Here is an 18,939-nt window from a genome sequence, read left to right on the forward strand (position 1 = left end):
TGCGTTTCTGGCTATTGCGGATGCGACAGTGATTCGCTGAAGGTCTCGACCAGATGCTGGGCAAACGCCTGCACACGACGCGGTTGGGCGCGCGCCGGCGGAAACAGCAGCTGCAGCGGTGAGGGCGGTGCGGCATGTTCCGGCAGCAGTTCGATCAGGCGGCCCGCGTGGAGATCCTCCTTCACATCGACTTCCGATTTCAGGGCGATGCCCAATCCTTCCAGGCACCACTGGCGTACCAGTTCGCCGTCATTGGCGATCCGGTTGCCACTGACGGTGACGATCTGCGGCACCTTGTGACTACCGAAGCGCCATTCGTTGTCGAGGCTCTTGCCGAAGCGCATTACCAGGCAGTTGTGGTGCTTGAGGTCCACCGGCGTCAGCGGAGCAGGATGCTGCGCCAGATAGGCGGGGGAGGCGCATAGCAGGCGGCGTTTCTGGCCCAGATGCCGCACGCGCAGCGTACTGTCCATGATGGTGCCGAAGCGCAGGGCAAGATCGATCCCCTGGCCGACGATATCCACGTAGCTGTCCGACAGCAGCAGTTCTATCTCGATGGTGGGGTGCTGATGCTGGAATTCGGTGATGGCGCGTGACAGGGCATTGCGGCCCAGGTCGCTCGGTGCACTGATGCGAATGCGGCCGGTGAGGGTCTGGGCGCCCAGGCGGATGCGGGTCTCGAGTTCTGACACGCTATCAAGCAGGCCGCGAGCTTCTTCCATCAGTGTCCGGCCTTCTTCGGTCAGGCTGATGGCGCGCGTGGTGCGGTTTAGAAGTACGACTCCGTAATGAGCTTCCAGCGCGGCGAGGCGTTCGGACACGGTGGTGGGCGACAGGCCCGTCTCGCGTCCTGCAGCGGTCAGGCTGCCTTTCTCGATGATGGTCAGAAACAGGGCAATATTATCCAGCAACATTGTACGGTTTTTCCGAATTATATTTGCGCAAGTTGTACGTTTATACGGTTGAGGCTTGTGGCTAGGATGATCACATTGCTTGCGCAACTCAAGTTTCCTGATCACGCCACGGAGTCCCTTTCATGACTCAGCTGACCATCATCGCCAATATCCATGCCAAGCCGGACCAGATCGAGCAGGTCAAGGCAGCACTTCTGGCACTGGTACCCATCACTCGTGCTGAAAAAGGCTGCCTTGGATACACCCTGCACCAGAACAACGACAACCCGGCGCATTTCACCTTTTATGAGAATTGGGCCTCGCGGGAACTCTGGCAGCAGCACATGCAGGCGCCGCACCTGGAAGACTACATGGCAGCGACGGAAGGCGCGGTCAGCGAATTCACCCTGCATGAAATGACCGCCTTCGACTGAGGGCGGGCCTGGGTCCTGGATATGGGCTCTGGCTTTCCTGGGCGGCCATGCAGGCCTGCTCGCTTTCTTTCTTCTTCAATGACCCACTCGAGGCAGTCATGACAGACCCCATCCGTATCGGCCATATCGCGTTGTCCTTCCATGAGGCCAGCGCTCTGGAAGTGGCACGTGTGCTGGAGAGCCACGGCCATGAGGTGACCTTCGCTTCTGCTCCCCATGAAGAGGCCTTCGCGATGCTGGGGCGAGGGGAGGTCGACATTCTGGCCTCCGCCTGGTTGCCCTCGAGTCATGAGGCCTACCTGGCCCCCATGCTGGATGACGTCGACAAGATCGCCGTCATCTATGAGCCGTATTGCATCTGGGGAGTGCCGGATTACGTGCCACAAAGTGCGGTGGCAAGCGTCACGGACCTGCTGCGGGAACCGGCGCTCAGCAAGATGGAGCCCATCATTCAGGGGATCAATCCGGGGGCCGGCATCAGTCGCTTCTCGGCCGAGATGATCAAGCAATATGGTCTGGATGCCGCCGGGTATGTCTTCCGCACCGGCAGCGAAGCGGACTGCTTCGATCGTTACGAAGCGGCGGTGGCGCAGGGGCGATGGGTCGTGGTGCCGCTGTGGCATCCGCAGTTCCTGCATCACCGCTACCGAATTCGCGCCCTCAAGGAACCCAAGGGGCTTCTAGGTACCCAGGATGAGGCCACGCTGGTGGTGCGCAAGGAGGCTCGCCAGCGCATCGGCGCCGCGGCCCTCAAGGACCTCTCTCAGCTCTACATCGGCAATCCTCGCTTGAGCGAACTGGAAGACGACCTGCGTCGTCGCGCCTGATGCGTCGCACCTGATTTATCTCGCCTGAATCTCGACAAATCCCGGGCGATGGCCACGCCACCGCCCAGTCTCTTCATCTCATCATCATCGACCCTGCCGGTGCAGCGCATAGCGCCAACCGGCGGGCAAGGAGTCCCCATGCCATTTTCTCGCCTCAAGACTGCCATCCTCATCGCCTCGCTGGGCGTTGCCACCGTCGCCGGCGCCACTCAGGCGGCCGCTGACAGCACGGCCGTAAACCCCCAGAATGCGCAAGCCGCCTCCCTGCGCGACGGCACGCTGACCACCGTCGCCGAATATTCGGACACCCGCCCCGGCAACATCACCTTCACGCCGGATGGCCGCTTGATCATGTCCCAGCAGCCATTTGATGCACCGGCGCTGCGCGTGGTCGAGATCACCCAGGACGGCAAGCGTGTGCCGTTCCCGACCCTGGACTGGGCCGATGGCCCGGAAAAGGGCGAGGTCGGCATCGCCTCGATCATCGGCGTGCACTCCGACAGTCAGGGCGTGGTGTGGATGCTTGACATGGGCAGCCAGGACAGTGCGCCCAAGCTGGTGGGCTGGGATACCCGCAGTGATTCGCTCAAGAAGGTGATTTCGCTTGCCGGTGACAGCGTGCTGCCGATCTCCTTCCTGCAGGATTTCGTCATTGATGAGCAGCGCGGCAAGATCTATATCGCTGACATGACCTTTACCGCGCCGGCCTCCAGCATGAAACCGGCTTTCGTGGTGGTGGATATCGCCAGCGGCAAGACGCGTCGCGTGCTGCAGAGCGATGAAAGGCTGATGCCGGTGGAACACGACATGGTCATCAATGGCCATCTGATGGCGGCCAAGGGCGACAAGAATGGTGAGCCGAAGCCCTGGTACCTGGGCTTGAATGCCATCGCCTTCGATCCGGCGGATGACGTCGTCTATTTCGGTGGCGTGAACGGCAGTGAGGTCTATCGCCTGCCGGCAGCTGAGCTGGCCGATGACACTGCCACGGCGGCGGAACTGGCTCGCGCCATCACGCCTTACGCCCCCAAGCGCCCCAATGATGGCTTCATCTTTGATGCCAAGCGCGGCGGCATCATCGCCGGAGACGCGGAGCACAACGCACTGACCTTCTCATCGCCGGAAGGTATGTCGGTGATCACCCAGGATGACGAGCGTCTGCGCTGGCCGGATGGCTTCGCCTTCGCGCCGGATGGCAGCCTCTACCTCACCACCAACCAGCTGAACGCCCATCCGGCACTCAACCAGGGCGTGGATGGCAGTGACAAGCATTACTACCTGCTCAAGCTGACACCCGCCAACTGACCCTTGCTCCCTTGGGCCTTGGGCAACACATTGCCTTGGCGCCATGGCTTTCTCGTTAGCCTGTGATCTGCGCAGGACGTGTCTCACGACCGTCCTGCGTTGTCGTTTTTGAAGTGGTCCAATTGGAGCGGACACCCCGATAAGCCTCATAATAGAGGCGATGGAGGTGTTCATGACCAAGAAGACTCGACGTCGGTATTCCGATGAATTCAAGGCCGATGCGGTGAGCCTGGTGAGCGATCAGGGATATACCGTATCCGAGGCAGCTCGGCGCCTGGGAGTTGACCGTAGCTTGTTGGACCGTTGGTGCCGCAAGCAACGTCAACAGACTTCAGGCGCCTCGAGCCAACATGCGGATGATCGCGACGACGAGATCAAAATGCTCCGCGAAGAGGTTCGTAAGCTTCAGATTGAAAAGGATATTTTAAAAAAGGCGGCGGCCTTCTTCGCCAAAGAATCGAGCTGAGATATCAGTTCATCGAATCGGAGAAGGCTGCCTATCCAGTGGCCTTGCTGTGTCGGGTCATGCAGGTCAGCCGGAGTGGTTTCTATGACTGGCGACGGCGTGGCCCAGATGATCATCGCCAGGCCCTTCACCGTGAGGTCAGAGAGATCCACCGCCGGAAGCGAGGCAGCTACGGCAGCCGCCGCATCGCCAAAGAGCTGCAACGTCGTGGCTACGAGGTTGGCCGTTACCAGGCCCGGAGTCTGATGCGGGAAGCCGGCGTAGAAGCAAAGCAGCGGCGCCGCTGGCGTCATACGACCGACAGTGAGCACAGCCTTCCGGTGGCGCCCAACCTGCTCAACCGTCAGTTTTTGGTGTCGGCACCGAACCGGGCCTGGGTGGCCGATATCACGGCGATCTGGACGTTGGAAGGGTGGCTCTACTTGGCGGCAGTGCTCGATCTCCACGACCGGCAACTTGTTGGTTGGGCGATGGCAGACCACATGCGCACACAGTTGGTTCTGGACGCCTTGGAGATGGCCGTAGGGCGCCGGCAGCCCAAGAGCGGATTGATCCACCACAGCGACCGCGGCAGCCAGTACGCGTCACATGACTACCGATCCACGCTGGATCGGCACGGGTTCCAGACCTCCATGAGCCGCAAGGGAAACTGCTGGGACAATGCTGTTATGGAGCGGTTCTTCGGCTCACTGAAAAGCGAGTGGCTGGCTAACCAGCGATATGGAACCCGCCAAGCAGCACGGCGAGATGTGATCGAATATATCGAGATGGAGTACAACAGCTGCCGACTCCACTCGACCTTGGGCTACCGAACGCCGAGGGATATTGAACTGGCTGCTGCGGCTTAAAAATGTGTCCGCTCTCACTTGACCAGAACATTTTTGTGCCTGGCCGGCGTATCTCACATCGCAAGCTGATCACCCGTCGGCGTCTCCTTGCACGCAACACGCAAACTCGTCATACATTATCCGCTTTATCCGGATTAACCTTGCGGTTATGGGTTGTTTTTACGCCAAGGCCATAGAGTTAACATGCTGTCATCGCATCACGGCAAGGCCCTCAGCGCTGCCGTGACTGACCTGATCTTTAGGAGAGACTCTGATGAAAGCCATTGGTTACTACGCTGCCGGTTCCATTGATCGTGACGACGCCCTGGTCGATATCGAACTCGAGACACCGGTCGCCACCGGTCACGACCTGCTGGTCAAGGTTGCTGCGGTTTCTGTGAATCCGGTGGATTACAAGATTCGTGAGAGCCGCGAGCCGGCCGCCGGCGAAGCTGCCGTAATCGGCTGGGACGCCGTGGGCGAGGTCGTCGCCATCGGTGACCAGGTTACGGCCTTCGCCCCGGGCGACAAGGTCTGGTATGCCGGTGATATCACCCGCGCTGGCACCAACAGCGAACTCCATCTGGTGGATGAACGTATCGTCGGCCAAGCGCCCAAGTCCGTGCCGGTTCATGAGGCGGCTGCGCTGCCGCTGACCACGCTGACCGGCTTCGAGATGCTGTTCGATCGCCTGCGTGTCACCGAGCCGGTGCCGGGTGCTGCACGTGCCATCCTGATCATCGGTGGGGCCGGTGGCGTGGGCTCCATCACCATCCAGCTGCTGCGTGAGCTAACCGACCTGACCATCATCGCCACGGCGTCACGCCCCCAGACTCGCGAGTGGGTGAAGTCACTGGGCGCGCATCACGTCATCGACCACAGCCAGCCGCTGCCGGCCCAGATCGAGGCGCTGGGCATTGGTGCCCCGGCCTTCGTGTTCTCGACCAACTTCTCCGAGCACTACGCGCCGCAGGTCGCCGAATTGATCGCGCCGCAGGGTCGTTTCGGCATGATCGATGACCCGGAGACCCTCGATGTGGTGCCGTTCAAGCCCAAGGCCGTTTCCATCCATTGGGAGTTGATGTTCACTCGTTCACTGTTCACCACCGCCGATATCACGCGTCAGGGCGAGATCCTCACCAAGGTGGCGGGTCTGCTGGATACTGGCAGAATCACCTCCACCGCGACGGAAACCTTCGGCACTATCAACGCCGAGAACCTCAAGCGCGCGCATGCCTTGCTGGAAAGCGGCAAGGCCAGGGGCAAGATCGTCCTCGAAGGCTTCTGATCGAAGCCACTGTTAAGGCGGTGATGTGAATAAAGTGCGGCCGGTTACCCGGTCGCACTTTTTTTGTGATCAAGAGCGGCCAGGGTTCTTTCATGAGCGGCAGTCAGTCTGCTACAGAGTGTTCTCCGATCTTCTGCCATCTTGGCCAGATGAGCGATATCTGGCGTCAAGTGCTTGTCATTGAAGCGAAAGTCTCTAAACGGGAGGCGTATCCGACCGCAAATTGCGTTGCTGACACGTTATGCTGGTAGCGTGAATGGCGATCAACCCGTCTCGCTGCTTGTTAATGGCAATCATCGTTGCCTGAACCAGACTTGGCATGCCAGAGGCATCCAGCCTGATGAGGAGGCAAGACATGAATAAAAGGGCTTTGCGAGGGCTGACTCTGGCGTTAGCTGTGTTGGGCGCTTCAGGGCTACAGGCCGCGGAAGACGGCAAGGACAGCGACGATCATCTCAAGAAGAAACATGAAGCACTGGAAGGGCAGGCCAAGGCTCAGCGTGTCCAGGCCGAGCAGATGCGAGATCTCAAGAAGATCCAGAAGCAGCAACAGGCTCAGGAAGCTCAGGAGCAGCAGCAGGAGGCTCAGGAAGCTCAGGAGCAGCAGCAGGAGGCTCAGGAGAAGAACCAGCAGCAGGGCGGACAGGAAGCTCTGGAGAGTGAGAAGCAGCAGGGGGCTCAGGAGAAGCACAAGGGGCCACAGGCAGAAAGGTCCGCCGCCAGCTCGGCGGAGCGTGGGCCTCTGCTCAGACGGGGTGACCAGCTGCCTGATGCACTGGCCTCCGATGAGAGTCTGCGGGTGAAGGACTGGCAGCAATCCCGACTGCCCGAACCTGGCGAAGGGCAGCGCTGGATCCAGCTCAAGAGCGGTTATGTGTTGACGGATATCCAAAGTGGCGTCATCGAAGAGATTCTTCTGGGGCCGTGACGCTGTGACTCTGGCCCGATGCCTACGCGCGAGGCCGAGGGTGTTGCTTTCTGCCAACATCGGCTGCCTTTCTTGCGACATACGCGGGCATATCGTCAGAAAAAGTGAAGAGGACGCGTGGGGCTTGCAGTTTTCCCTTGTAGCCCACAGAATTATGGAACAGTGTTTTGTAATTCTTGACACCCCCGTGTCCCGGCATGACAAGGAGAGCGAACATGCGACACCGTACTCTGGCAGCCCTCGGCATGACCATCGCGCTGATGAGCGCTTCCGTGGTTCAGGCGGCACCTAGCGATCGTGATGATCGTGGCCAGGGTCAGCAACATCAGCAGCAACAACGCAAGCAGCAAGGCAATCATCAAGGGCAAAAGCAACACGCCAAACAGCAGCACGCCAATCAGGGACATGGTCAGTCCCGTGCCGCACGGCACTCTAATGGCCCCAGGAACTGGAAGCGTGGTGATCACGTATCGCGCGCTTACTACAATGACAAGCGTTACTGGGTCAGCGACTGGAAGGCCCATCACCTGTCCCGGCCGCCAGAAGGACACCGCTGGCTGAAGGTAGATGGCCGCTACGTTCTGACAGCGGTCGCGACCGGCGTGATTACCTCGATCATTCTCGACCACTGATCCAATACAGTACGATTCGCTGGCATATCCAGCAGAAGAGACAAGAAGGGCCTCCCGCAGGGAGGCCCTTCTGCGTATTGCCAACAGCCGTTGATCCTCTGCGCGTTGTTGCAATGATCCAGCACGTCACTATTGCGCGAGCAGTGTCTCCAGCGCCTGGGCGACGCGCAGCAGCGCCACATCCTGACCCTGAGGGCGTGACAGCATCAGGCCCAGCGGCTCTTCGTTCACCGCCGCTGGCGCCGGAATCGAGATCGAGCTGGCATCCAGGTAGTTGAAGACGCTGGTGTTGCGCAGCGCGCGCTTGTTGAGCTGGGCGAAGAGCGCGCCATCCTGCTCCAGCAGGTCACGACGTGGGGCACGCATGGCAACGGTCGGCATCAGCACCGCATCGACATCCTGCACCTGCTGAGCGAAGCGTTGCTGGATGGCAGTGCGCGGCCACAGGCGTGCCAGATACTCGCTGGAGGTGATGTCGCGCCCGCCGTTCAGGCGTTCGGCGATCAGCGGATCATACTGGGCTTCATGAATGGCCAGCAGTTCGTGATGCACGGCGGCCGCTTCCGGAATGACCAGGCCGCCGCGCTGGTTGATGGCGTAAGCGGCCTCGATGGCCTCGATCGGCGCACGCTGGAGGCGAACTCCCAGCCCTTCGAGCCGTTCCAGCAGGGCGGCGAAGTCGGCGGCCACATCGGCGTCAACTTCACTGACCAGCTCGCTCTCCGGCACCAGCAGCGTCAGCGGGCGAGTGAGCGGCGTCGCGTCAGCGACCTCACCGCTCAGGACTTCCCACAGCGTGCGACAGCAGGCGACGCTGGGCGCGATGGGGCCAATGCAGTCCAGGCTCGGTGACAGCGGGAAGGCACCATCTCCCGGCACGCTGGCCTGTGACGGCTTGAAGCCCGTCAGGCCACAGAAGGCCGCCGGAATCCGCAGCGAGCCGCCGGTATCGCTGCCCAGGGTCGCCGCGGCCAGCCCGAAGGCAACGGAGGCCGCCCCGCCGGAGGTCGAACCGCCGGTGATGCGCTCGCCATCGTAGGGGTTGGGCGGCGTGCCGACATGCGGGTTCAGGCCCAGGCCAGAGAACGCGAACTCGCTCATGCTGGTGCGGCCGGCGTGCAGGATGCCGGCGGCTTTCAGGCGGCTCAGCGCCGGGGCGTCTTGACTGGCAGGAGCGCTTCCTGCCAGTGCCCGCGAGCCTGCCAACGTCGTCATGCCGGTCTCGTCGAAGAGGTCCTTGATCGAGACCGGAACCCCTCCCAGCGGCAACGACGTCGCAGCTACCTTGAGTTGCTGCTGAGCGGTGGCCTGCACGCTCATGGCGGCATCATCACGGCTGATGATGCTGTGGCTGGCGGCCTCGCCCAGGGCCTGATGGCGCTCGGCAAGCACCGTGGCAGTCTGCTCGGGGCCGAAACTGCCTGTCTGATAGGCCTCGAGCAACTGCGTCAACGTGCGCTGGCGGGGCGGGCGCGCCCAGAATTCACGCGCCTGCTCAAGGCGCTTGTTCTCATCACTCATGCCACCACCTCAAGTTCTTCCACCTCATAACGGTGCTCGATGCGACGACCGGTCTGAGGGTCGATCAGGCGCATGGTAAAGCTCGGGCTGGGGCGGATGCCACCGATCGCCGGTACAGTGCCGCACAGCAGCACGCTGTTGGGGGCCAGGCTGCCGTCCTTGGCGATGGCGGCGGGCAGGCGCTCCATCAGAGTGGCGACCGGCAGCAGCTCGGCGAGAGTGCCCTGCTGATAGCTCACGGTCTTGCCGGTGTCTTCGATCTCGCTTTCGATCTCGAGGCTGTCCCAGTGGTCGATGACCTCACTGAGCTTCCAGGCGTGGCGGGCAATCGGCTTGGCGCACAGCTGCTTGGATTCGGCGACGCCGACGGCTTCGAGCTTGCGGTCGGTGTGGTCCGAGGCGATCGTCACCCACAGGGTGCCCTCGGCATCGCTGACCAGACAGGTCTCGACCTCACCGGAGCCTTCGCCGCCGAGCATCGCGACCTGAGAGGCCTGGGTCAGGGTCTCGCGGGTCACGCGGTAGAACAGCGGGGTCTGGGAGGGCGGCGCCACGCCCAGCAGCTTGAGCTCGTCGATATGGTGCTGCACGCCCGCCTGGTCGCGTCCGGCCCAGCCGGCAATCGCGACGCGCTGGACATCAAGGGTGAATTCGCCGTTGTCATGGGTAAAGGTCAGCATGGAAATCGCTCCGTTATCGGGGGGTGTCGTTGTTCTGTGCTCGAAGTCTTGAATGAACGGTGTTGCGCCAGTGACACCTGCCGGCTTGCCAGCAGGTGTCAGGCAAAAGCGGCTTTACAGTGCCGAAGGCAGCCACAGCGCGATCTGCGGGAAGGCCACCAGCAGCGCGGCCATCACCAGCATCGCGCCCAGATACGGCAGGGTGCCGATGATGACGTCGGCGAAGGCTTCGCCACGCCGCGAGGCCTGCACGATGTAGAGGTTCAGGCCGACCGGCGGAGTGATCAGTGCCAGCTCGACGAACAGGATCATCACGATGCCGAACCACACCTTGTCGTAACCGGCCGCCGCGATCAGCGGGGTGACGATTGGAATGGTGATGACCATCAGCGACAGGGTCTCGATGAAGAAACCGAGCACGATGAACAAGACGATTACCGCCATCAGCAGCGCGAAGGGTCCCAGGTCATAGGCCTCAAGCAGGCCGGTGACCTGCTGGACCATGCCGGAGGAGGCCAGCGCGAAGTTGAGGAAGGAGGCCGCCATGATGATGAACAGGATCATCGAGGTGGTCTTGACGGTGCCGTCCAGCGCGCGGCTGATCATCGCCATATTCAGCGAGCGGTTGATGGCGGCGAGGCCTAGCGAGGCCAGCACGCCGATGGCGGCGGCTTCGGTCGGCGTCGCCCAGCCCAGATAGATGGAGCCGACGATGACGATGAACAGCACCAGCAATGGCAGCAGGAATGACAGGCTCTTGATGCGAGTGCTCCAGCTGGCGCTCTGACGCGGGCCGCCCAAGGACGGCTTCCAGACACACAGCAGCAGCGAGGCCAGCATGAACAGCGCCGCCAGGCCGAGGCCCGGCACCAGGCCGGCCATGAACAGCTTCGGGATGGAGGTCTCGGTCAGGAAGCCATAGACGATCAGGTTGATCGACGGCGGAATCAGGATGCCCAGGGTGCCGCCCGCGGCGATGCTGCCGCAGAACAGCTTGGCGTCATAGCCCAGCTTCTTGCCCTGGGGTAAGGCCACGGTCGAGACCGTCGCCGCCGTGGCTACCGAGGAGCCGGAGGTCGCCGAGAACAGTGCCGAGGTGGTGATGTTGGCGTGCAGCAGGCCGCCCGGCAGCCACGACAGCCAGTGGTCCATGGCGCGGTAGGCCTTCTCGGCGATACCGGCACGTACGATGATTTCGCCCATCAGCACGAACAGCGGAATCGCGATCAGCAGGAAGGAGTCCGCGGCAGACCACAGGTTCTGGCCCAGCGCCTTGGTCAGCGGGAAGAAGGAGTAGAACTGGTCGATCCCGAAGGCGAGCAGGAAGAGGGTGACCGCAACGGGAATGCCGGCCAGCAGCAGGGTGAGGATACCCACCGAAAGAAAGCCCAACATCAGCGAGTCTCCTTGGTCGTGGAGGCCGCCTGGGCCAGAGCCCCTTCGCTTTCTCCGTGATCGGGGCCAGCCAGTGTCTCGAGCGTGGTGGTATCACGCAGACAGGCGGCAACAAGAACGCGCAGTCCCAGCACGCTGGTGGTGATCGCGAACCAGGCATAACCGGATAGCCACAGCAGCTGCGGAATCCATAGCGGTGTCGCCAGCGGGGTGTTGGCGGTGGAACCATTGCTCAACGACTTGCCGAGCACCGGCCAGGCATTGATCAGGATCACCCAGGCCACCAGGTTCAGCGCCAGCATCGCGAGGATATCCAGGGTGTGACGCGAGAAGGCCGGCAGCTTGCCGTGCACGACATCGATACGGATGTGGGCGCGCTCCATCAGGGTATGGGACAGACCCCACGCCGAGAGCATCGCCAGCACATAGCCGGCATATTCATGCACGCCGGGCAGCGGATGATTGAATAGTTGGCGCATCAGGATCTCGGCGCCGATGAAGACCACGACAGCCAGCAACAACAGGCCCATCAGGCGTGCGGCGTGGCGTGATATCGCGCGTGTCAGGCACACGAGGACATCGAGTGCGTGAAGGAAGGAGTTCATGAGTCGGGTCCTGCTGGGGCGCTGAACGAAGGCCGCTTTCTCGAGAAAGTCTGCTTTTGAAAGCTTGCGCTTGAATACACAGGCGCGAGTCGTTCAGCGCTACGTCTCTGGGGAACATGTCTGCCACGTCGGGACAGGGCGGGGCTATCGGCACCTGCTCACGAACCGGCTTCGGTGAGCAGGTGCCACTGGATCACTCCGCGGTGGCGGTCAGGCCGACGACCTTGCCGACGCTCTCGTTCCAGGTCTTGCGCGTCTCGGCATCGACACGCGCCGCCCAGGCTGGCAGGACGGTGTCTTCGAGCGCCGCACGTGCGCGCTTGGCGTCGTCATCGCTGAAGTCGACCAGCGTCATGTCGGCGCTCTTGCCCAGCGGGCAATCGCCTTCGCCGGTCAGGCAGGCCACGCCACGCGCGGTCTCACCACGCGCGTTTTCCCACACCGGCGCGGTGAACTCGCTGTCCACCTGTTGCTGGATCAGCGTCTGGCTATCAGTGCTCAGGCTCTGCCACTTGTCCTGATTGATGGCGGTGATCACATAATCCCAGCCGCCCAGGGGCAGCGGCATCAAGTGGCTGGAGACTTCATGCCAGCCGGCGCTGTAGCCGGAGAGCGAACCGGTGACTGCGCAGTCGATCACGCCACGCTCAAGGGAACCCGGCACCTCGTTGAAGGCGATGTTGAGGCTCTGCGCGCCCAGCGCCTCGATGAACTCACCGGTGGAGCGGCCACTGGCACGCACCTTCTTGTCCTTCAGACCATCGAGCCCTTCGATCGGGGTATTGCAGAACAGCACCTGGGCCGGATACGGCACGATGGCCAGCACGTGGCTATTGAAGCGCTTGTTCATGGTGCTTTCTGCCAGCGGGCGGAAGGCCTCGGCGACCTGCTGCGCTTCCTCGGCAGTGGGGGCCATCATCGGCAGATCCAGCCCTTCGAGTTCCGGTGCATCGGACACGGTGTAGTCGGCCACGGTCATGCCGACATCGAAGACACCATCGCCCAGATAGCGATAGACGTCAGAGCCGGGGATACCCATCTGATCGAAGGTGGTCACCTGGGTGCTGAGATCGCCATTGCTGGCGGCCGGGAGGGTCTCGCTCCAGAACGGCTTCTCGAATTGGCGGTTGAGCTCCAGGCTGCTCCAGCTGCCTACCACGTTGAGGGTATCGGCAGCATTGGCGCTACCGGCGGCGGCGAGTGCGAGACCAAGGGCGGAGAGGGCAAAACGTGTTTTCATGGGGATCACCATTGTTGTTGTGCATCTGGTGTTATCGGAAAAGCTTGTTGGCTACTTCTTTGCGGGGTGTGTCTTTCCCGCTGCTGTCCTGTGCGTTGCTGTGTTTCGATTCGCGGTGCGTCTCTGCACTGCGCCGGGCGTGATGAGTGCGGATTTCTCTCATGCCCGGTAGCACGCCTGGCAGTAGGTCATCCGTACTTGAGACGATGATTGGGAATGTCGGTAATCAGCATGTGGCCCGGGCTATGCGCGATCGCCAATGGCAGTCGGGCATTCTCCAGCGCCAGTTGTGGCGTGACGCCACAGGCCCAGAACACCGGCAGATCACCTGTCTCAAGCGTAGGCGCATCGCCGAAGTCGGGGCTTTCGATATCGGAAATACCGATCAAGGCGGGGTCGCCCAGATGGACGGGCGCACCGTGAACTCGAGGCATGTCGGTGGTGATCTGGATCGCGCGAATGGCGTGTGCCGCCGACATCGGGCGCAGGGACACCACCAGGCTGCCATGGAAGCGACCGGCACTGATCAGCGGGATATTGGTGCGATACATCGGCACGTTGCGCTTCAGGCGCGCATGGCGAACCTCGACACCCTCGTTGAGCAGCGCCTCTTCGAACGAGAACGAGCAGCCGATGGAAAACGCCACGAAATCGTCCTGCCACAGGGCGGCGATATCCTCGCGCGTTTCCTCAAGCTTGCCGTGACGGTAGATGTGATAGGCCGGCAGGTCGTGGCGCAGGTCGATGTTCTCACCGAGCCCTGTCGGGGCGGGAGAACCGACGTCCGTGACATCCAGCAATGGGCAGGCCTTGGGATTGGCCTGGCAGAATTGCAGAAATTCGCCGGCAGCCTCGTCTGGCAGGATGATCAGGTTGGTCTGGGCGTAGCCGGCAGCGATACCGCTGGTGTGGCTGGCCCAATGACCGCTGCGGATCTGCTCGCGCGCCTCGCGGGGGGACGACGCGGCACTGAGAAGTGTCTGGGGCATCGTGGGGGCTTCTTGTGAAGTTGTTGTTGTCTGTCTTCACCATAAGAAGCGTACCGGGATAAATCCAATCGATTTTTATCGAGTCAGGCCATCGGAAATTCCTTTCATATGGTGCGGGTTAGTAGAGACATCATGGCCGGAAGGGGCGCTATGCAGGGTATGGAAGACTGAGAAGATCAGGCGATTCGTGAATGCGCCTCCTGATCCTGCCTAGCGATCTCGATGGCGAGTTCACACACGCCTTCGGCGAGGGCGCTTTCCATATGGGTCGGCCAGGAGGCGGTGAAAGTCAGTTCTGGCAGGTCGCAGGGCAGGCTGAGCAGGGAGCCCTGGCGGACTTCCTCGGCGACAATACGTGGCGGGATGGCGCCGACGCCCAGGCCATCCAGCGTCATGCGCACGATGGTCCATAGCGAGCTGGAGCAATGCAGCTTCACGTCATCCAGCCCCATCTGATGGAGCAGGGAGCCAAGTTCATGGTGCGGTCGGCTGTTGCGGGCAAACGAGATCAGCGGCAGAGCATTCAGGCGCCGCAATGAGAAGTTGTCTTCGGTGAAGCCCAGCGCGGGACTGATCACGAAGCCCATCGTGTAGTTGCAGAGAAAACGATTGAGCACGCTCTCTGCCGTCACCGGCCCCATCAGAAAGGCTAGGTCGATATCGCCGGCGGTGAGCATGGCGGCAAGTCCCGGGGAGCTGTCGACCTCGAGTTCCAGCGTGAGGTCTGGATAGCGGCGCGCCAGTTCGGCCAGAAAGCCGGGTAGCCAGCTATGCGCGACGGTCTCGACGACACCCAGTCGCAGCACGCCCTGGAAGGGCGTATTCAATTCCATCATGGATAGCGCTTTCTGGCGCGCTTCCAGCAGCGCCTCGGCGTGGCGATAGAATTCGCGCCCCTTGAGCGTCGGCTGTACCGGTCGGCGAGTACGCTCCAGCAGACGGGTTTCCAGAGTGGTTTCCAGCTTGTTGATACGTTCGGAAATCGAGGGCTGGGTCAGATGCAGGTGCTGGGCGGCCAGCCGGAACGATCCCAGGCGGGTGATCCACACGAAGGCTTCCACTTCCTTGAAATCGAACATGGCCAGATCCTGTCTTAATGGATGATGCACCCCTGGGCCCACACTATCATTCGTTGAGAAATTGCGTTCTCTGTTGCTTGCGTTCCGGTACGATGTGAGGCATCAAGAGATGGTTGATTTTCATGAAAAGGAATGATGATGAAGACTAGTATGCGACTTGTCAGCTTGGTGATGCTGAGTACCTTTTTCATGGCGGGGTGCAGTTATACGCCGGCGCGAATCGATGCCGAACCTATCATCGAAATCGGTGATGGACATCATGATCACAAGCGTGGAGGTGGCAGCTTCTGTCCGCCCGGGCAGGCCAAGAAAGGCAACTGCTGATCACGTCGAACCACAAGGAGCCGCTCAAGCGGCTCCTTTTTCGTTGTCGAACTCTTCACGATATGGGCCTCTGGAGCCGCTTGATCTGCAAGGATATCCTGAGTGTTTCGAGTCTTACCTCTTCCTCCACTTCTGCTGGCGGGTACTGTCTCCATGCTCAATCCCAAGGCGCTGACGGCGCTGAATGAAATCATCCGCCGGGGCTCACTGCGGCGCGCGGCGCGGCATCTGAATCTAGACCCTTCCGCGGTCAGCCGCCAGATCAAGCAGCTGGAAGAAGAGGTGGGTGTCGCGCTGTGCGAGCGCAGCGAGACGGGCATGCGTGCGACCCAGGCCGGGGTTGCTGCTGGATCACTTTCATCGTCAGCAGGCGGCGGAGGCGGCAGCGCTCTCGCAGCTGAGTGCCTTGCAGGGCCTGCGTAGCGGTGAGGTGCGAATCGCGGTGGGCGAGGGCTTCATCGCCGACCTGATCTCGCTGCCCTTGCAGAGCTTCATGGCGCGTCATCCGGGTATCGAGGTCGTGGTGCGCATGGCCGGCGTGAATGAGGCGACCGAGCTGTTGCGCGACTTCGAGGTGGATATCGCGCTGCTCTACGCCCCGCCGGTGGACCCGATTCTCTGCTGTCATGTGGAGACCTGCCAGCCGTTGGACCTGATCGTGCCGGCGGCGCATCCATTGCTGGATATCGGCAGACCCCTGACGCTTTCGCAGGTGGCGGACTGGCCGCTGGCCTTGATCGACGACTGCACTGGCATGCGCCAGATGGTGAACCAGGCGGCACAGCAGGAGCGGGTTTCGCTGCGTGCACAATTGCGCACCAACTCCGTCTCGGTGCTCAAGAATTTCGTGCGCTCGGGAATCGGTGTGACCTTCATGCCGGAGCTGAGCGTGCTGGAGGAACTGCGGCGTGGCGATATCTGCCTGCTGCCGATGCAGCACCCTGCGCTGGCACAGACCCGCGCGCAGATGTGTACGCGGCGAGGGCGTGAGATGACGGTGGCCGTCGAGGCCTGCCTTACCCACCTGCAGCAGGGACTGCGGTTCTTCACCGCAGACGCGCCACGTCTGCTTGGCATGTGATGTCCGCTGCATCCAGTGTTTGCGCATCCTCGTATAGGGGCAGGGCAGGGTGACAACTCATGACAACCATTCCTGATGCGAGGACTTCCTCCGATGCTGAGCCCCCTCAAGAAAGCACTGGCGCTGGCAGCGCTCCCTTTCAGTCTGCAGGCCCAGGCCTATGAGATAGAACCTCTCGGAGAGGGGCTCTATCGCTTCATCGATGATCGCCACCGCTCCGTGTTCATGATCACCGATCAGGGCGCGCTGGTGACGGACCCGATGAATCACGCTGCAGCGAGCTGGTTGAACAACGAGATCAAGCAGCGCTTCGACACTCCGGTTCGCTATGTGGTGTATAGCCACAACCACAGTGATCACATCTATGGCGGCGAGGTCTTCGACACCCCGGAGACCACCTTCATCGCGCACCGGCTGGCCGCTCAGGATATCGCCAATACCCGTGCGAAGGCCCTGCCGCCGGACCTGGTCTTCGATGATGAAATGACCTTGCGACTGGGCGGCAAGGAAGTCCAGCTGCGTTATCACGGCCCGAATGACGGGCGCGGGTCGATCAGCATGTACTTCAAGGACCACGCCACGCTGTTCGTGGTGGACTGGGTCGTCATCGGACGCATGCCGTGGCAGAAGCTCTGGAGCTACGATATTCAGGGCATGATCAACTCGACGCGTGAAGTGCTGGAATACGACTTCGATACCTTCGTTGGCGGGCATGCCGAGGTGGGTGACCACGCGGATGTCGAACGCTATCTGGCGTATCTTGAATCGCTGTATTCCCAGGTGACGGACGGCATTCTCGCCGGCAAGTCACTGGAGCAGATTCAGCATGAGGTCGATCTCTCCGAGTACAGTGATTCGGCCCAGTATAAGGAGTGGGTCGGCCTCAATATCGAAGGCGTGCATGAGCGCCTGATGGAAGAGTCCGGTATGGGCTGGCGCAGTGACCTCAAGGGGGAGCATACCCACTGACGATGTAGCGGCTCGTTCGGCATGGCTATGCCCAGCACGGCTCCTTTCAGCCCTGCTTCATTCAGCCCTGCCTTGTTCAACACGGCCTCGCCGTGGCGCTGAAATGGCCCCGAAAGCTCCGGTTTTCGGGGCCATTCTGGTTTATAGGCATGTCTCATCAGCGGCGTGCCGAGACAGCCCGATAGGCGTGGACGAAAAAACAACACTCACACGATTGATTAGTCTACAGCGACAACGCTACTTTCGACGTGTGGGAGCAACGCTCGATATTTGGCTGGCCACAGTGCCATACCCCAGAACGGCGCTGCTCCGCCGCATACAACAGATATCTACAACAACAAAAGGGAATCCACATGTCCTTGTCCAAGACATCTCTGCTGCGCAAGACGCTTACCGGTTCCACTCTGGCGCTCAGCCTGCTGGCGGCCAGCGTGCAGGCCCAGACCATCAACCTCAGCTACAACGGTGCACCGGATGCCGACAAGAATGCCGTGCACGTCTTTGCCAGCAATCTGAAGACACTGGTGGAAGAGAAGACCGATGGTGAGCTGGAACTCAAGCTCTATCCCAACAGCATGCTGGGTGAAGAGCAGGAACGCATGGAGCAGGTGATCAGCTCACCGAGTCTGAACATCGCTTCCTTCGCGGGCATGGCCCCCATCGTGCCGGAAGTCTATGTCAGCGCCACGCCGTTCATGTTCGACGGCTTTGAGGATGCCCGCCGTTTCTTCGATGAAGGTCAGTACTGGCAGCAGGTGCAGAAGCTGTTCAGCGAGCGCGCCAATGGCGCAGAGATTCTGGCTGTCGTGGAAGAGGGGGGCTTTCTGGCCTTCACCAATGACAAGCGCCCGATCACCAGCCCGGATGACTTCGAAGGGCTTCGCTTCCGTGCGATGGACCCGAGTCAGGTAGCGCTCTATGAGGCATTCGGTGCCTCGGGTACGCCGATTCCGTGGACGGAAGTCTACATGGCGCTGCGCACCGGGGTAGCGGATGGCCAGATGAACCCGCCGATGTACATCCTGCTGGGCAGTCTGCAGGAAGTGCAGAAGTACCTGACGCTGGCCAACATCCAGTATTCGGATCAGTTCCTGGTCGCCAATGGTCAGCTGCTGGAGAGCCTGTCGGACGAGGAGCGCACGGCACTGCTCGAGTCCGTCAAGGAAGCCAATGCCCAGGCCCGCCAGGACAACCAGAATCAGGTCGAGTCACGCATCGCCTCACTGGAAGAGCAGGGCATGCAAGTGATCCGCCCGAGTGAGGCGGACCTCGAAGCATTTCGCAGCAAGGGCCAGCCGGCCTATCTGGAATGGCTCAAGAGCCAGGACATCGCCCCAGAGCTGATCGAAACCGCGATGAAGGATGCTGGCCTGTCCTCGTGATGGCCCTTTGCGATGACCTGTCGCGATGAACTGACACGTTGACTCGATGAGAAGCGAGTGACGCTCGAGCATCA

At 61.4% G+C, this 18,939-nt stretch carries 18 protein-coding genes and 1 pseudogene; 11 read left to right on the forward strand and 8 right to left on the reverse strand.

Annotated elements, in window-relative coordinates; all coding sequences use genetic code 11:
• Positions 1 to 11 precede the first annotated feature (11 nt).
• Positions 12 to 914: a LysR family transcriptional regulator gene (locus AC5WNJ_RS07185; protein WP_495930846.1), complete on the reverse strand. Its 903-nt coding sequence runs from the start codon at positions 912 to 914 to the stop codon at positions 12 to 14.
• A gap of 122 nt (positions 915 to 1,036) precedes the next feature.
• Between AC5WNJ_RS07185 and AC5WNJ_RS07190 the strand changes: the two genes are divergently transcribed.
• From AC5WNJ_RS07190 to AC5WNJ_RS07220, 7 genes and pseudogenes are all read left to right on the forward strand, one after another.
• On the forward strand, positions 1,037 to 1,327 hold the full coding sequence (locus AC5WNJ_RS07190) for a putative quinol monooxygenase (RefSeq protein ID WP_176676911.1): 291 nt from the start codon (positions 1,037 to 1,039) through the stop codon (positions 1,325 to 1,327).
• A gap of 98 nt (positions 1,328 to 1,425) precedes the next feature.
• Positions 1,426 to 2,154 (forward strand): glycine betaine ABC transporter substrate-binding protein, encoded by a 729-nt coding sequence (locus AC5WNJ_RS07195; RefSeq protein WP_495930847.1) that lies wholly within the window; start codon positions 1,426 to 1,428, stop codon positions 2,152 to 2,154.
• 138 nt (positions 2,155 to 2,292) lie between these two features.
• The gene (locus tag AC5WNJ_RS07200; protein ID WP_495930848.1) at positions 2,293 to 3,459 is read left to right on the forward strand and encodes an L-dopachrome tautomerase-related protein; all 1,167 of its coding nucleotides are present in this window, start codon (positions 2,293 to 2,295) and stop codon (positions 3,457 to 3,459) included.
• A gap of 172 nt (positions 3,460 to 3,631) precedes the next feature.
• Positions 3,632 to 4,773 (forward strand): annotated as a pseudogene (locus AC5WNJ_RS07205) (IS3 family transposase).
• Between the two features lie 253 nt (positions 4,774 to 5,026).
• On the forward strand, positions 5,027 to 6,040 hold the full coding sequence (locus tag AC5WNJ_RS07210; RefSeq protein WP_495930849.1) for a zinc-binding alcohol dehydrogenase family protein: 1,014 nt from the start codon (positions 5,027 to 5,029) through the stop codon (positions 6,038 to 6,040).
• Between the two features lie 397 nt (positions 6,041 to 6,437).
• A complete protein-coding gene (locus tag AC5WNJ_RS07215; protein ID WP_495930850.1) occupies positions 6,438 to 6,968 on the forward strand; it encodes an RcnB family protein in 531 nt (176 codons plus the stop codon).
• 215 nt (positions 6,969 to 7,183) lie between these two features.
• Positions 7,184 to 7,600 carry an RcnB family protein gene (locus AC5WNJ_RS07220; RefSeq protein WP_495930851.1) on the forward strand — a complete coding sequence of 139 codons (417 nt, stop codon included), beginning with the start codon at positions 7,184 to 7,186 and terminating at the stop codon, positions 7,598 to 7,600.
• A 129-nt stretch (positions 7,601 to 7,729) separates the two neighbouring features.
• On the opposite strand, the gene AC5WNJ_RS07225 is transcribed toward AC5WNJ_RS07220, so the two are convergent.
• The 7 genes from AC5WNJ_RS07225 to AC5WNJ_RS07255 form a co-directional block, all read right to left on the reverse strand.
• Positions 7,730 to 9,121 (reverse strand): amidase family protein, encoded by a 1,392-nt coding sequence (locus AC5WNJ_RS07225; RefSeq protein ID WP_495930852.1) that lies wholly within the window; start codon positions 9,119 to 9,121, stop codon positions 7,730 to 7,732.
• Complete coding sequence (locus AC5WNJ_RS07230) at positions 9,118 to 9,801, reverse strand: DUF2848 domain-containing protein (RefSeq protein WP_495930853.1); 684 nt, start codon at positions 9,799 to 9,801, stop codon at positions 9,118 to 9,120. The genes AC5WNJ_RS07225 and AC5WNJ_RS07230 overlap by 4 nt, the downstream gene beginning before the upstream one ends.
• Before the next feature lie 114 nt (positions 9,802 to 9,915).
• Positions 9,916 to 11,196 carry a TRAP transporter large permease gene (locus AC5WNJ_RS07235; protein ID WP_495930854.1) on the reverse strand — a complete coding sequence of 427 codons (1,281 nt, stop codon included), beginning with the start codon at positions 11,194 to 11,196 and terminating at the stop codon, positions 9,916 to 9,918.
• A complete protein-coding gene (locus AC5WNJ_RS07240; protein WP_495930855.1) occupies positions 11,196 to 11,801 on the reverse strand; it encodes a TRAP transporter small permease subunit in 606 nt (201 codons plus the stop codon). The genes AC5WNJ_RS07235 and AC5WNJ_RS07240 overlap by 1 nt, the downstream gene beginning before the upstream one ends.
• 193 nt (positions 11,802 to 11,994) lie before the next feature.
• Positions 11,995 to 13,041, reverse strand: coding sequence for a TRAP transporter substrate-binding protein (locus AC5WNJ_RS07245; RefSeq protein WP_495930856.1), 1,047 nt, complete (start codon positions 13,039 to 13,041; stop codon positions 11,995 to 11,997).
• Positions 13,042 to 13,229: 188 nt separating this feature from the next.
• Complete coding sequence (locus tag AC5WNJ_RS07250) at positions 13,230 to 14,030, reverse strand: putative hydro-lyase (RefSeq protein ID WP_495930857.1); 801 nt, start codon at positions 14,028 to 14,030, stop codon at positions 13,230 to 13,232.
• A gap of 176 nt (positions 14,031 to 14,206) precedes the next feature.
• Positions 14,207 to 15,109: a LysR family transcriptional regulator gene (locus tag AC5WNJ_RS07255; protein ID WP_495930858.1), complete on the reverse strand. Its 903-nt coding sequence runs from the start codon at positions 15,107 to 15,109 to the stop codon at positions 14,207 to 14,209.
• Between the two features lie 477 nt (positions 15,110 to 15,586).
• Here AC5WNJ_RS07255 and AC5WNJ_RS07260 point away from each other — a divergent pair, with 477 nt between their 5' ends.
• The 4 genes from AC5WNJ_RS07260 to dctP all read left to right on the forward strand — a co-directional run bounded on the left by AC5WNJ_RS07260 (position 15,587) and on the right by dctP (position 18,865).
• Positions 15,587 to 15,856, forward strand: a complete 270-nt coding sequence (locus tag AC5WNJ_RS07260) for a helix-turn-helix domain-containing protein (protein ID WP_495930859.1) — start codon at positions 15,587 to 15,589, stop codon at positions 15,854 to 15,856.
• Positions 15,756 to 16,514, forward strand: coding sequence for a LysR substrate-binding domain-containing protein (locus AC5WNJ_RS07265; protein ID WP_495930860.1), 759 nt, complete (start codon positions 15,756 to 15,758; stop codon positions 16,512 to 16,514). The genes AC5WNJ_RS07260 and AC5WNJ_RS07265 overlap by 101 nt, the downstream gene beginning before the upstream one ends.
• 93 nt (positions 16,515 to 16,607) lie before the next feature.
• A complete protein-coding gene (locus AC5WNJ_RS07270; RefSeq protein WP_495930861.1) occupies positions 16,608 to 17,483 on the forward strand; it encodes an MBL fold metallo-hydrolase in 876 nt (291 codons plus the stop codon).
• Positions 17,484 to 17,836: 353 nt separating this feature from the next.
• Positions 17,837 to 18,865, forward strand: coding sequence for a TRAP transporter substrate-binding protein DctP (dctP, locus tag AC5WNJ_RS07275; RefSeq protein ID WP_495930862.1), 1,029 nt, complete (start codon positions 17,837 to 17,839; stop codon positions 18,863 to 18,865).
• Positions 18,866 to 18,939 lie beyond the last annotated feature (74 nt).

The sequence above is a fragment of the Cobetia sp. PDI-23MA genome, from assembly GCF_059507735.1.

Coding starts and splice junctions, on each gene's coding strand:
- AC5WNJ_RS07240 (WP_495930855.1), bottom strand. CDS start 11,801: ATGAACTCCTTCCTTCACGCACTCGATGTCCTCGTGTGCCTGACACGC.
- AC5WNJ_RS07210 (WP_495930849.1), top strand. CDS start 5,027: ATGAAAGCCATTGGTTACTACGCTGCCGGTTCCATTGATCGTGACGAC.
- AC5WNJ_RS07200 (WP_495930848.1), top strand. CDS start 2,293: ATGCCATTTTCTCGCCTCAAGACTGCCATCCTCATCGCCTCGCTGGGC.
- AC5WNJ_RS07195 (WP_495930847.1), top strand. CDS start 1,426: ATGACAGACCCCATCCGTATCGGCCATATCGCGTTGTCCTTCCATGAG.
- AC5WNJ_RS07190 (WP_176676911.1), top strand. CDS start 1,037: ATGACTCAGCTGACCATCATCGCCAATATCCATGCCAAGCCGGACCAG.
- AC5WNJ_RS07225 (WP_495930852.1), bottom strand. CDS start 9,121: ATGAGTGATGAGAACAAGCGCCTTGAGCAGGCGCGTGAATTCTGGGCG.
- AC5WNJ_RS07230 (WP_495930853.1), bottom strand. CDS start 9,801: ATGCTGACCTTTACCCATGACAACGGCGAATTCACCCTTGATGTCCAG.
- AC5WNJ_RS07270 (WP_495930861.1), top strand. CDS start 16,608: ATGCTGAGCCCCCTCAAGAAAGCACTGGCGCTGGCAGCGCTCCCTTTC.
- AC5WNJ_RS07235 (WP_495930854.1), bottom strand. CDS start 11,196: ATGTTGGGCTTTCTTTCGGTGGGTATCCTCACCCTGCTGCTGGCCGGC.
- AC5WNJ_RS07220 (WP_495930851.1), top strand. CDS start 7,184: ATGCGACACCGTACTCTGGCAGCCCTCGGCATGACCATCGCGCTGATG.
- AC5WNJ_RS07255 (WP_495930858.1), bottom strand. CDS start 15,109: ATGTTCGATTTCAAGGAAGTGGAAGCCTTCGTGTGGATCACCCGCCTG.
- dctP (WP_495930862.1), top strand. CDS start 17,837: ATGTCCTTGTCCAAGACATCTCTGCTGCGCAAGACGCTTACCGGTTCC.
- AC5WNJ_RS07250 (WP_495930857.1), bottom strand. CDS start 14,030: ATGCCCCAGACACTTCTCAGTGCCGCGTCGTCCCCCCGCGAGGCGCGC.
- AC5WNJ_RS07185 (WP_495930846.1), bottom strand. CDS start 914: ATGTTGCTGGATAATATTGCCCTGTTTCTGACCATCATCGAGAAAGGC.
- AC5WNJ_RS07245 (WP_495930856.1), bottom strand. CDS start 13,041: ATGAAAACACGTTTTGCCCTCTCCGCCCTTGGTCTCGCACTCGCCGCC.
- AC5WNJ_RS07260 (WP_495930859.1), top strand. CDS start 15,587: ATGCTCAATCCCAAGGCGCTGACGGCGCTGAATGAAATCATCCGCCGG.